The following is a 12,387-nucleotide window of genomic DNA, read 5'->3' on the forward strand; positions in this document are numbered from 1 at the left end:
TCTAGTTTATTCTTTTTCGTTGCCCAGGTTCTCATTGCTCTTATGCCCTTTCAAGGTGCTGGCGTTGGGCTGGTTGTTCTTGAACTCCTTGTCAGAGCTGTCGGCGCCGCGGGTATCTGACCAATTGGCGTTGGAGCCTTGCGGGCTTTTGGCTTCTGGGTCAAACTTGCCTTTCTTGGCGCCGCCGCTTTGTCCTTCTCTGGACGGTACGTTCTCCCCGCGGGTGTTGTCTGCGCCGCCGGCTACCGGTCCGTCTTGAAACTTAGGGGCGTTTTTGCTGTCAATGGAGCTATCGTTGCTGGTGTTGTTGGGTCTTCCGCTCACGCCCGCGCCCATGTTGGTGTTCTGTTGGTTGGCGTTGCCAGTATTTTGATGGCTGCTGCCGTCTGGGTGCTGGTGACTGTACGTGCTGGCCTTGTGGGCAGAGCCTTTATTCTCTGGATTATTGTTGTGGCGGTTGCTGTTGTTCTGGCCCGCGTTCTGGTCTTGCGCGCGCTCTGCCTGCCAGCTGTTGTCTTGGGTTGGTCTGTTCTGCTTGGGGCTGTTTCCACTTCCTTTCATGATTTCTATCTCCTTATCTTAAGTAAAACATCAACTAATAAGGTGCTTGGCCATTGGCAAGGCACAGTACCTGATACGAGGTTTAATTGCATTTAGGTTAGCCGTAAGTGCATGTTCACCGCTAGATGCTGTGCCTTTATAGAAATATGAATAGGACTGTTCACCGTTAACTCAAACCTGACTCTGCGCGTACTACCATACAGAAACGGTCTTTGGCATAAGACAAGGCCCACAAGCTCAAACCCTGAACCTGACATTATGAAAAAGCGAATGAATTCTGTGAAGCGCCTCTCTTGGTCCCTGCTTTTTGCGGGCGCTTTGTCTGTGGGCGCCATGGCCTGTAGCAGCGGCACCAGTGATGGCAAAACCAACGTAGAGGAAAGCGATTTTAAAGATAAAAGCCCCACGGAGCACAATGAGGACGGCATGAATGACAACACCCAAGACAACAAAGGCGAGGCCACGCCCGGTGCCGGCACCACGCCAGACACTGCCTATGAAGATGTCTATGACCGTCAGCAAAAGAAAATGCGGGACAAAGACGCCAGCACCAACTCTGGCAACGGCGTAGGCGGCGCGGCTAACGCTACCACCACCGGTAACTAATTAAAACACCTTCCATAGGAAACGAAGAAGCCTGCCCCAGATTGGAGCAGGCTTCTTCGTTTTGGCCTATTTTCCAGAAACTAGCCTAAAAACGACTATCTAAAGGTAAACCCGTTGGGCAGCACCCGCACCTGGAACGAGTCAATCCTGGACCCGGTGGTTTCATAGCGCACCACCCAGCCATTGGAGGTATAGCCGCCCACGCCCAAGTACAGTCTGTTAGAAACTGGGTCAATGCCTAGTCCATAGGGATTTCGGCTAATCAAAGGAGTAGTAGGCGTGGTAGTAGCGTTGATGGACATGCTGTAGATCTTACCAGCCGCCGAATAGTAAAGTGTGTTCTTGCTGCCATTGAGCGTCAACAGCCCAGAGCCTGGGATGGGAAAAGACGTCACCGCGTTGTTATTGGCTGGGTCAATCTTTACCAGCGCACCAGGCTCTCCGTAGCCGCCTCTAATCACCCAGATTTTGTTGTTGGCATCCAGCACCATGTGCGAAGGTCCGTTGCCTACTTCTATGGTAGTCTCTTCCTCGTCGTTGGTAGTGTTGATGATGGTCACGGTAGAGCCGCCACCATTGGCCACGTACAGTTTGCCGTTGTGCAATACCATTCCCTCGGGCAATTCACCCACGCCAATGGACTTGGTTACCGTGTTTTTGGTAAGGTCTAAGACTGACACGCGGCCGTTCACGCCATAGTCCACATACTCGGTTACATAGGCCTTGTTGTTGTTGAGGGCCACAATGTAGCGGGGAATAAGCAAGTTGTTGATGACGCCGGTTGAGGCAAAGGTGCGGGCATCCACCACTTCAATCTTCTTGCTGTTGTTGACGGCAATATAGGCTTTGTCCCCAATAAAGGTCATGGACTGGGCCGCGTCTCCCAAGGGACGGTTGTTTACTTGGTTAAAAAGGTCTGGAAGCACGGTTTTGCCATCGCGGGAGATAAAGCTCACCTCTGCATTGACGCTGTTGAACTGGCCTTCATTGGTGACAAAGACCCCGTCTCTGAAGGCAGACGTTTCGTCATTGTCATCCTCACAGGAAGACGTGAACACCAGCCCGCTGGCTAGGACCAAATAGAGAAACTGTTTTTTAAGGGAAAATACGTTCATAGTGGTTATAGGTAAAAAAGGGATTAAGGACGTTTGGCCCATTGCAGCGCCAATGAGATTCTGAAATGCCGAGGCGGCATAGCCCGGTAGGCCATGGTCTGGTAGGCGGTGTTGGTGAGGTTCTGGACCTGTGCCATTAGCTGTGCCTCAAACGAAGCCCACCGTAGGGTTTTGCCTGCAGAAGCGTTGGCTAGCGCATATGGCTCCAGCCAGTTGTCATTGTCCTGGTCTGTGTAGCGTCGGCTGGTAAAGGTGCCGTCTACCGCCAGCCACCAGTCTTTGAACTTAGCCTCTACCCAGCCAGCCACTTTGTGCTTGGGTACATAGAACAACTGCCGATCTTGAAGTTCAGCCCGGGCGTTGGGCAGGGCCTGCTGTGAGATGGTATAGCCGTAGGCTGCCTCGCCAGACAGGGTCCACAGAGGAGTGGCTTGGTACTTCCATTTGGTGTCCAGCTCCAGCCCGTGACCGCGCACTGTCTTTAAGTTCACAGGCTCAGAATAGTTACCAGTGCTAGAGGGTTGCCATTGAATCCAGTCCTCTACTTTTAATCTGTACAAGGTGAGTTCTGTATTTCCCGTCAAATGGTTCTGAATATAAGATTGCGTTATACCAGCTTCATAGCCCCAGCCGCTCTCAGGTAGTAGATTTAGGTTGCCGCCCGGCCGCCAGAAGCGGTCATTGAGCGTGGGCACGCGGTAGCTTCTAGAAACATTGGCTTTGAGCGTGAGTGTGCCGGTCTCCTTTTCTGAAAGCAGGAAATTGGCTCCCAGCGTGGGTGTCACCGGCGGATTGAATCCTTGCACCCAGGCCTGCCGAACATTCAAACTTATTTGTAGTCTCTCCAACGGGTCATAGCGCAGCCAGGCATAGGCAGAGAAGCGGTTTTCCTTCTGTGAATCTCCGTACCCGTCCACTTCGGCTCTGAATACTTGGGCTTCTGATCCTAGCTGCAGCAAGAGGTTGGGCAGCAAGGCGCGTTCATGTTCTAATTGGCTCTGGAGGGTGTTGACGGTGGACAAAGACAGCAGGCCATTATCTCTGTAATCCAACCGGTCTTTGAAATAGGCGGCTTTGACAGTGGTGGTGCCTTTGGCGATTTGTCCTTGCCACTCCGCCATGAGGCGCAGGTTTTCATCGTCTTGCTGAGCGTTGGTATTGGCACTGCCCATGGGCGGCTGAACTTGGCGGTGCGTTTTTACCCACCAGCCCCTCGCGGAGATATGCTGCGTTGGGCTAAGCTTAATCTGCACGTCCTGGGAAAAGCTGCTCTGGTCAAAAGCCGCGTTCTCCTGTTCCTGCCAAGGCCGCCCGAACTGGGTAAGGTCCCTGAACTTGAAATTGTTGGTAGAGCTGGTTTTGGTAAAGGAGGAATGGATGGCGACTTTTTCGTTTCCAAAAGACCCATTCATAGCTGTTCGGTGGTGGCCAAAACTGCCTTCTTCCTGCTGCACGCGCAAGGTTTGGTGGGACACAAAGGAGATAGAACTTTCTAATAGCACCGCGCCGCCAATGGCACCAGAACCATGCAAGGCGCCGCTGGGTCCGTGTTGCAGCGTCACCATACTGTGGGCAGCAGGAGGCAGTAGCGCGAAGTCTGAGAGGCCCAAGGTTGGCAGGGAAATGTTAAAGCCATTCCACAGCACGGCGGTATGACTGGCAGTGGTTCCTCTAAAGGCCACCGTGGCGGTCATGCCGTTGCCGTAGCTTTTCAGGTATAGGCCGCTGCGCTGTTGCAGGACGTCTGCCAAGGTAAGGCCGGGCTGCCGTTGCAAGAGAAGGGTGTCTACGGTCTCCAGCTTGGTGCCGGCGGCAAAACGGGTGTACTTGGTGCCGGTGATGTCAATGGGGTTCACCTGTAAGGTGTCTGGCAGCAATGCCTGCGCAGCGGTAGCCAGAGGCGTTATGGCTCCAAGTCCCAGCGTACCAATTAAACACGTAAAAAAGTGACGTACCATGCCTCAGCTACAAAAAAGCAGAGGAGACTTGCCAGAAAAGGAAATAAACGAAAACGCCAGCCCACGCGGGCCACCATCCTTGCTGCTTTTTTTCCCGAAAGCCTCCAGGTGAATTGTGGACGTTGGCAGGTCTCCTGGCTCTCTTCGGCTGGCCGGCCTTCCCATCTGGTGAACAGACAGTGGCATGCGGTGGGCAGCTTGTAATGGAAGATAACAGTTGCGGGAACAGCTCAGGTTTTACACCTGATTCCCTTTTAAGACATCATCGGCGGTAGCCGAGTCTGTCACCAAAATCTGGGGCAAAGGTACGGTAAGTTTGGAAAGTGCACTATAGCACCACGCAAAATTTCAGGGCTAAGGCCTTTTTGGCCCATTTTCTGGGAAATAGGCCAAAAACGAGGCTGAGAGGTTGAAAGGAAATTGACTCTGGCGAATGAAACTATAGTGTAATCTAAGCGATGTTGCAGCGGTCATGCTACCACCATAATATACCTGGCTATCCACCAGCCACTAGCAAACGAATGAGGTGGCTTAACTGGTTTTGTTTATTTTTTGGATTTCCTCTGTGATGATGGAGGCTAGGTTCTCCAGGATGCGCTGGTCAATGTCAGAGAAAGTTCTGGATTCTTGGTCCACAATGCAAAGGGCGCCAATGTTGTGTCCGTCACTGGTGGTAAGCGTAGCTGCGGCGTAAAACCTGAGGCCAAACTCGCCGGTGACCATGGGGTTGGCTAGCAGGCACGGTTCTTCTAGGGCATTTTCAAACACGGTGACGTCTTCTCTTAAGATAGCCAAGGAGCAAAGGCTGGTGCCTCTGGGTACCGGTGTTGGATTGTCTAAACCATGGCTGGCTTTGGTATACACAAAATCACGGTCCACTAAATTGACCAAGGCAATGGGCACGTTGAACATGCGCGCCGCCATGCTGGCAATATGCTTGAACGGTCCTTCTTCTTGGTGCGTGTCTAATATATCCAGGCTGCGAAGCTTCGCAACTCTCTGTTCCTCGTTTTCTGGGATAATTGGCATCCCCCCGAAGTTATTCTCCATCAAAATCAAACTAAAAGAAAAAAACAGACGGTTACCTCTTGCACCATCCTTATTGCCAGCCGTCTGGGTATCCTGTAATCTATTGAAAGCACAGTATGCCAGATACGCTTACTCTATCCACCTTTTTAAGTTGGCCTATACTCCGAAAGATACTGTAGTTTAGGCAAATAATGCCGTAGTGCCTGGTTGCCTAAAGGGAAGTGCCGCAGAAGGCGTCCCGGTTGCAACTTTTTTTGTGATGTTTTAGTTTTTAGCACTGTATTTGCGTTCTGTCTGCAGATTCAATTCAACCCCTATTTATGAAACGCTTTTTCACGCTTCTTGTCTTCTCTGTGTGCCTTGTTTTTATGGGACAGGCGCAGACCATCTCTAAGGTAGATTTTACTAAGATCAATGCGGCCATTGCCTCGCCTAAGTCAAAGTTCTACTACCCCACACTGCTAAAACGGTACATGGCCAATGACGTCACGCTCACCACAGAAGAGTATTCGCATTTGTATTATGGCTACCCTAAGCAGCCTGGCTACAAGCCCTGGGCCGTCAATGACAAGGAGGATGAACTGGGGCAGTTGGTGCTGTATGAGAATTGGCCCGTGATTTTATCTACCGGTACCAAGCTCCTGCAGAAAGACCCGTTTAACCTAAGCGTGATTTACCTGATGCACATGGCCACCGGTGAACTAAGAAGAGCTGCTGAGAGTAAGAAGTGGCTTACAAAGTTTGATGGTTTGCTCGCTGCCATCAAGGCCAGCGGCAACGGACGCTCCCCAGAAACGGCGGTGGTGTTGGTGACCCCCCGGGACGAGTACATGTTCTTGAATGCAGCAGCTAAGCTTCGGCAGGATGGGGCTGCGCAACTGGTAGACAATAAATACGACTTGGTGAAGTTGAAACTACCTAACAAGTTGAACCTGACGCAGGTGTATTTTAATATTGAGAAGGCCTTGGCTGCCAAGAGATAACAAGCCTGTCATACCATTTTTGAATTTCCAGTTTCGGGCTACTTTCTGTAAAGTAGCCCGAAAACGTTTCTACCCAACGCCATGTCCAAACTGCCGCTCTCCTTTTACACCCGTCCAGACTCTGTGACCATTGCCCGTGAGCTGTTGGGCAAGCATTTTTACTCTTCCTTTGACGGGGTGCTCACTGGTGGCATAATCGTGGAGACCGAGGCGTATTCAGGCGAGAATGATGCGGCTTGCCACGCGCACTTAGGTAGACGCACCAAGCGCACCCAGATTATGTATGAGCCGGGCGGCGTTTCGTATGTGTATCTCATTTACGGCATTTATTCCCTGTTCAACATTGTCACCAACGCAGAAGGCACCGCAGACGCGGTGCTCATCAGGGCCATTGAACCGCTGGAAGGTTTACCTGAAATGCAGCAACGCCGTGGGCTCTCCAACATAGAAACCAGGCTCACCGCCGGGCCGGGCTTGGTGACGCAGGCCATGGGCATCTCTACGCTCCACAATGGCACTTCTTTGGTAGGCAATGAGATTTGGGTAGAAGATAAAGGGGTGCTTATCCAAGATGAAGACATCATTGCTGGTCCTAGGGTGGGAGTGGCCTATGCGGGGGCAGATGCCTTGCTGCCTTGGCGGTTTAGCGTGAGGGGGAGTAAATGGGTGAGTAAGGCGAAGCCTAAGTATTAATAGGTGATTGCTGATTGTTAACTGTTGCTTGGCAATGTTTGGTCAATGCGTCTGCCTCTCACTCGTTTTGGCATATTTCCGACTTCATCTTCGCCGCGGTTGTTGGTCTTCTCACAAATGTCTCAAGCTTCTTCTCCAACTGCAATTTCATTAGACACTGCTCTTCAAGTGCACTTGCTTTGGTTGTTCCTTTGTAGTTGTCGTTTGTTCCGGAGCGCACATCTAGCCTTGTTTCATCTCTGCCGCTAAGCGCTCACGGCCGCGGGGCCTCGTCCTGGCCCTTCGCACTGCTGTTGTACTCTGGGCCTGTAGGGCCCCGCCCTGCCGGGCGACGAAACAACAGAGGCGCTCATGGTCAGGACTGGTTTGGGTACCAATCCTGTTAAGGCTTGCTTATCTATGGTCTTTCCTCAAGCAAAATCAGTTCATGTCGCTGCAGAGGCATGCGTGCCAAGGCACGGCTTGCTTGATCTGGTATACCGGGTGGCGGCAAGCTTTTGGCTTACCTCATTTAGTTGTTGGATTAGGCGCTGTTGCCATTATGCCATTGTTTCTTAATTGGCTTGACAAATACGAACGGCCAACAATCAACATTGAGCAACCAGCAATTAATCAACCTTTTTGGCTAGGAGAAGAATGGGCTTGTTATGTAAGTCTGTGGTGGCGAAGAGATAGTGGTCGCCGCCTTCTTTCAGTTTTACTTTCTCCCGCAGCTGCGCCACGGTCAAAGGATAGTTCCGGACGGTGATGTTGGCTTTTTTGTTGGGGAGCAGTTTATGCAGGTCTTTGGCGTTCGCTTTGGGCTGGGCTATGATTTCAAAAATCCTTCCGGGGAAATCTGGAACAAGTGCTGAGGAGGTGTAGAGATGGCTGTTTCGGTGCAGTTTCTCTACATGATATTCCTGTGACAGCCACTTGAACGCACCGCCTTTCAAAAGCGCCGTGTTGGGTTCATATACATAGCGCAAGGGCTCAGTGGCATATACCGCGGTGACCTGTTCCTCTTGCTGCTTGGTAAAGGTAATCTCCAGCGGTGTTTGGCCAGTTTTTAGATTGACAGCCGTAATGTTGGGTTCAGGGTTTTGGTCAGAAGTGATCAGGTACAGTACTTCCTTTACTTCGTTTTGCACCGCTACAATCCAGATGTGCTGTACGCCCGTCAAATCCTGCAAGGCTAAGTCAATGTCCAGCATGGGGGCCGTTTTAAGCAATACCTTTTTGGCTTTCTGTAATAGTATAGGAAGCAGGTTTAAAACGTCTGGCTCGCAGTCCTGGAGCAAGTGCACCCGTTCCTGGCTTTGGCCCCTTCGGGCCGGGTCCAGGTAGATGACGTCTAAAGGGGAATTAATGGAGTTTAGAAATTCTTCTGTAGTGGTGTTGAGGCTGGTGATGTTCTCGGTGCCCAATAACCGGAAGTTGTGTTGGGCAATTTCTTGCAACTCTAGGTTTTGTTCCACGTGCGTGACCTTGGCAAACCGCCTGGCGAAGTAGAAGCTGTCCACCCCAAAACCGCCGGTCACATCTGCCAGCGTTTCTCCCTGCACTAATCCGCTTTTATAGGCCGCTGTCACCTCTGACGAACTCTGCTCTAGGGACAACATAACCGAAAACACCACCTCTGGATGGTTGGCCCAGGTAGGCAACTTCTGCAGGGCCTTCTGTCGGGCTTTTATCTGGGGCACCAGCTCCTGCATGGGCAAGTGAGGAAACCGCTTGGCCTGCAACATCAACTGCGCTGGGTCATGGGATAGATGTTTGAGAATAAACTCTTGTTCCTCAGGTAAAAATATGCGCATACAGGTGCTTGGTAGACTAGAGGGGCAAAGATACAGAATTGACTAAGCCAACGCAGCATGCATGTTGTGGAGCGTTTGGTGTTGTTTTGTTAAACAAATTGGCTGATAGGCAGTTAAGTAGAAGTAAGTCCTAATTTTTAACTTAAAGCAGAAGACGTATGAAAAAGTGGATGAAACTATGCCTGATGGCTGCTTTGCCTACCTTGCTCTTTACTACCGCCTGTGATGACGATGATGAAGATGCGCCGGCTGTGGAGCAGAAAGCCAATGTGATGGTAGTGCATGCCTCGCCCAACGCCCCAACGGTTGATTTATATGTAGACGGTACCAAAGTCAACAATACCGCCCTTGCCTACCCTAGAAATACGGGGTATTTACAAGTAGAAACCGGAACCAGAAACATAAGAGTGACGCCTTCGGGCTCTGGTGTGGCCAGCGCCGTGATTGACGCTAACCTTACGTTGGCTGCTAACATGAACTACTCTGTATTCGCCGCTGGGCCGGTCAACAACATTACCGCCGTGGTGGTAGAAGACAACCTCACGGCACCTGCCGCCGGAAGAGCCCACGTACGCTTCATTCACCTGGCGCCAGACGCGCCTAACGTAGACGTGGTGGTGCAGGCGACCAATGCCAATCTGTTTTCGAACATTGCGTTTAAAGGTTCTACTGCCTTTACGCCGGTGAACGCAGGTTCTTACACGCTGCTGGTACAGCCGGTAGGCACAGATGTGAACGCCGTAACGGCCACCGTCAACTTGCAGGCTGGTAAAATCTACACCGTCTTCGCGAAAGGCTTCTTAGTGCCGCCGGCTGGCAACACCAACACACTGGGTGCCGAAGTGATTGTGAACAACTAAGCATACCCTATTTGATAACTGATTTTAAAAGCCCGCCCTAATAGCGGGCTTTTCCTTTTTCCGTTTTTGACCTGTTTTGACCAAAATAAGCTAAAAACGAAGAGGTATAAGTGGTGTAACCGGCGTTTCCGTTGAGGAAGATAAACTTATTGCGTACCTTTGCGGTTCTTCTGTAAAACCCTGAACTACAATGGTAGAAACGTATTTGAAGTACAAAGTAAAAGATATTTCCCTGGCTGAATGGGGAAGAAAAGAAATTAAACTAGCCGAAGCAGAGATGCCAGGCTTGATGGCGATCAGAGAAGAGTACGGCCCAAGCCAGCCTTTGGCGGGTGCGCGTATTGCTGGTTGCTTGCACATGACCATCCAGACGGCGGTTTTGATTGAGACGTTGACGGCCCTTGGCGCTGAGGTGACTTGGTCTTCTTGTAACATCTTCTCTACCCAGGACCACGCCGCTGCCGCCATCGCCGCGGCTGGAATTCAGGTGTATGCCTGGAAGGGCATGAATGCAGAAGAGTTTGACTGGTGCATTGAGCAGACCTTGTTCTTCGGTGAAGATCGTAAGCCCTTGAACATGATCCTAGACGATGGTGGTGACTTGACCAACATGGTGTTTGACCAGTTTCCAGAATTGGCCGCTGGCATCAAAGGTCTTTCTGAAGAGACGACTACGGGCGTGCATCGTCTGTATGAGCGTATGAAAAACGGCACTTTGGTGATGCCGGCTATCAACGTAAATGACTCTGTGACCAAGTCTAAGTTTGACAACAAATACGGCTGTAAAGAATCACTGGTAGACGCCATCAGACGCGCTACAGATGTGATGATGGCTGGTAAAGTTGCCGTAGTGGCTGGTTACGGTGATGTAGGAAAAGGTTCTGCCGCGTCTTTGCGCGGTGCCGGTGCCCGCGTGATTGTAACTGAGATTGACCCAATCTGTGCCTTGCAGGCTGCTATGGACGGTTTTGCCGTGCGTAAGATGGAAGAGGCTATCAAAGAAGCCGATATTGTGGTGACCGCTACCGGTAACTTCAACATTGTGCGCGGTGAGCACTTCCAGGCCATGAAAGACAAGACCATTGTCTGCAACATCGGTCATTTTGACAATGAGATTGACATGGCGTGGTTGAATGAGAACTACGGTCACACCAAAGATACTGTGAAACCACAAGTGGACCTGTACACCATCAACGGCAAAGACATCATTGTTTTGGCTGAAGGTCGTTTAGTAAACCTTGGTTGCGCTACAGGTCACCCATCATTCGTAATGTCTAACTCGTTCTCTAACCAGACTTTGGCCCAGATTGAACTGTGGACCAACACGGATGCCTATGAGAATAAGGTATACACCTTGCCGAAGCACTTGGATGAGAAAGTAGCCCGTCTGCACTTAGCCAAAATTGGTGTGGTGTTGGAAGAATTGACCCCAGAACAAGCCGCCTACATTGGCGTGGAGGTAGAAGGTCCTTTCAAGCCAGAGTACTACCGTTACTAATATTTCCTTTTTTGGGCTATTTCCCGGAAAATAAGCCAAAAACGCCCGGTTCTTCTTTAGAGGAGCCGGGCGTTTTTATTTAAAGAGTTAGGCCTGTTCTGTTTAGTCTTTTAGGTCATCCTTCTCATAGCAGTTGAACAACAAAGAATAGCCGGTCTCAAGGGCCTCTTTGTAGTAAGGAAGGTATTCCTCTGACACATCTTCTGGAGAGGTAAAGAGCAGATACTCATCCTGTATTTCATCAATCACCCAGCCGTCATCTTCTATATAGAATTTGGCTAAGGCGTAGGCGCCGTCTATGTCTTTGTAGTCAATGAAAATCACTGCATACGCTCCCTGCGCTTTGCCAAACTGGCTAGAGTCTATGGACGGTAACACATGCGCGTTTATCTGAAACATGTTATTCGTTTTGAGTAGAGGATATTACCGCAAAAACTTATCTATCCCGTTCTGGCACCATGTGGCTTTCTGCGCAATGGCGTCGGCCAGAATCTTGTCGTTGGCCGGCAGGGAGGTTCTGGGTTTTTCCTCATGGTACAGGTGATAGCCTACGCCGCCCAAGACCAGGTTCTTCCGGATGACGCCAGCATTCAGCAGTCTCTCGGCAAACTCGCTGTCCTCACGGCCCCAGCCCACAAAGTCATTGTTGAAACCGTTTATGCGCAGCACGTCTTTTCGCCAGAAGGCCATGTTACAGCTACGGATGGACCGGATGTCAGGCTGCTTCTTGGAGAGAAGGTTGGACAGAACCGGAATGGAAAGCGTGTTCAGCCGATTGATGATGCCGCTGGAGAACGGCGTGACGTGGTATTGCCTGGTCTGCAGAATCTGCTGGGTGAGTACTGGCTGCAATAAGACGCGTTTGCCGTGCATAAAGGTGTCTGGCTCTGCGGCGCGCTTATGGTCTTTCACGAAATCAGGGTGCAGGACCATGTCGCCGTCAATAATGATGAGGTAGTCTCCCGTAGCCATCGCCATGGCTCTGTTGCGACTCTCAGCGGCTCTAAACCCTAAGTCCTCCTGCCAGCTGTGCTTGAGCGGTACTGGGAACGTGGCTTGGTACTGCTTAATTACCTCAGTGGTGTCTTCTCTGGACCCGTCATCGGCTATGATCACTTCCTCGGGCATCTCTGTCTGCGTGAGCACGCTTTTCAAGACTACCTCTAAGGCTTCTTTCCAGTTGTAGGTAGTGATGATGAGGCTGGTGGTCATGTCAGAAGAAGAAGTAAGATTATCTAAAGGTGTTTTCCGCTTGCGAGTACTCATTTTTGGCTTGTTATCTGGAAAA

12 protein-coding genes and 1 riboswitch are annotated in these 12,387 nt (G+C 50.9%); of the genes, 5 read left to right on the forward strand and 7 right to left on the reverse strand.

What is annotated here, in order from left to right; translation table 11 throughout:
* Nucleotides 1-6: 6 nt before the first annotated feature.
* Nucleotides 7-561, reverse strand: coding sequence for a hypothetical protein (locus TH61_RS18350; RefSeq protein WP_231862200.1), 555 nt, complete (start codon nucleotides 559-561; stop codon nucleotides 7-9).
* A gap of 258 nt (nucleotides 562-819) precedes the next feature.
* Here TH61_RS18350 and TH61_RS09385 point away from each other — a divergent pair, with 258 nt between their 5' ends.
* The gene (locus TH61_RS09385) at nucleotides 820-1,167 is read left to right on the forward strand and encodes a hypothetical protein (RefSeq protein ID WP_157600676.1); all 348 of its coding nucleotides are present in this window, start codon (nucleotides 820-822) and stop codon (nucleotides 1,165-1,167) included.
* Between the two features lie 95 nt (nucleotides 1,168-1,262).
* On the opposite strand, the gene TH61_RS09390 is transcribed toward TH61_RS09385, so the two are convergent.
* The 3 genes from TH61_RS09390 to TH61_RS09400 all read right to left on the reverse strand — a co-directional run bounded on the left by TH61_RS09390 (nucleotide 1,263) and on the right by TH61_RS09400 (nucleotide 5,269).
* Nucleotides 1,263-2,282 carry a YncE family protein gene (locus tag TH61_RS09390; protein ID WP_066508546.1) on the reverse strand — a complete coding sequence of 340 codons (1,020 nt, stop codon included), beginning with the start codon at nucleotides 2,280-2,282 and terminating at the stop codon, nucleotides 1,263-1,265.
* Nucleotides 2,283-2,305: 23 nt separating this feature from the next.
* Nucleotides 2,306-4,240 carry a TonB-dependent receptor gene (locus tag TH61_RS09395; RefSeq protein ID WP_066508548.1) on the reverse strand — a complete coding sequence of 645 codons (1,935 nt, stop codon included), beginning with the start codon at nucleotides 4,238-4,240 and terminating at the stop codon, nucleotides 2,306-2,308.
* A 106-nt stretch (nucleotides 4,241-4,346) separates the two neighbouring features.
* Nucleotides 4,347-4,547, reverse strand: a riboswitch (cobalamin riboswitch).
* Nucleotides 4,548-4,771: 224 nt separating this feature from the next.
* The gene (locus TH61_RS09400; RefSeq protein ID WP_231862201.1) at nucleotides 4,772-5,269 is read right to left on the reverse strand and encodes a GAF domain-containing protein; all 498 of its coding nucleotides are present in this window, start codon (nucleotides 5,267-5,269) and stop codon (nucleotides 4,772-4,774) included.
* Between the two features lie 320 nt (nucleotides 5,270-5,589).
* Between TH61_RS09400 and TH61_RS09405 the strand changes: the two genes are divergently transcribed.
* Both TH61_RS09405 and TH61_RS09410 read left to right on the forward strand, forming a co-directional pair.
* Nucleotides 5,590-6,252, forward strand: a complete 663-nt coding sequence (locus tag TH61_RS09405) for a DUF4919 domain-containing protein (RefSeq protein ID WP_066508552.1) — start codon at nucleotides 5,590-5,592, stop codon at nucleotides 6,250-6,252.
* An 81-nt stretch (nucleotides 6,253-6,333) separates the two neighbouring features.
* Nucleotides 6,334-6,945, forward strand: a complete 612-nt coding sequence (locus TH61_RS09410; RefSeq protein WP_066508553.1) for a DNA-3-methyladenine glycosylase — start codon at nucleotides 6,334-6,336, stop codon at nucleotides 6,943-6,945.
* 608 nt (nucleotides 6,946-7,553) lie between these two features.
* On the opposite strand, the gene TH61_RS09415 is transcribed toward TH61_RS09410, so the two are convergent.
* A complete protein-coding gene (locus tag TH61_RS09415; RefSeq protein WP_066508554.1) occupies nucleotides 7,554-8,741 on the reverse strand; it encodes a class I SAM-dependent methyltransferase in 1,188 nt (395 codons plus the stop codon).
* A gap of 158 nt (nucleotides 8,742-8,899) precedes the next feature.
* Between TH61_RS09415 and TH61_RS09420 the strand changes: the two genes are divergently transcribed.
* Nucleotides 8,900-9,601, forward strand: a complete 702-nt coding sequence (locus TH61_RS09420) for a DUF4397 domain-containing protein (protein ID WP_066508558.1) — start codon at nucleotides 8,900-8,902, stop codon at nucleotides 9,599-9,601.
* A gap of 190 nt (nucleotides 9,602-9,791) precedes the next feature.
* On the forward strand, nucleotides 9,792-11,099 hold the full coding sequence (gene ahcY, locus TH61_RS09425; RefSeq protein WP_066508559.1) for an adenosylhomocysteinase: 1,308 nt from the start codon (nucleotides 9,792-9,794) through the stop codon (nucleotides 11,097-11,099).
* A 102-nt stretch (nucleotides 11,100-11,201) separates the two neighbouring features.
* Here ahcY and TH61_RS09430 read toward each other — a convergent pair whose 3' ends face one another.
* Both TH61_RS09430 and TH61_RS09435 read right to left on the reverse strand, forming a co-directional pair.
* Nucleotides 11,202-11,498 carry a hypothetical protein gene (locus TH61_RS09430; RefSeq protein WP_066508560.1) on the reverse strand — a complete coding sequence of 99 codons (297 nt, stop codon included), beginning with the start codon at nucleotides 11,496-11,498 and terminating at the stop codon, nucleotides 11,202-11,204.
* A 24-nt stretch (nucleotides 11,499-11,522) separates the two neighbouring features.
* Nucleotides 11,523-12,365 (reverse strand): glycosyltransferase family 2 protein, encoded by an 843-nt coding sequence (locus TH61_RS09435; RefSeq protein WP_231862202.1) that lies wholly within the window; start codon nucleotides 12,363-12,365, stop codon nucleotides 11,523-11,525.
* Nucleotides 12,366-12,387 lie beyond the last annotated feature (22 nt).

This window comes from Rufibacter sp. DG15C (genome assembly GCF_001577755.1).
Classification (GTDB): domain Bacteria; phylum Bacteroidota; class Bacteroidia; order Cytophagales; family Hymenobacteraceae; genus Nibribacter.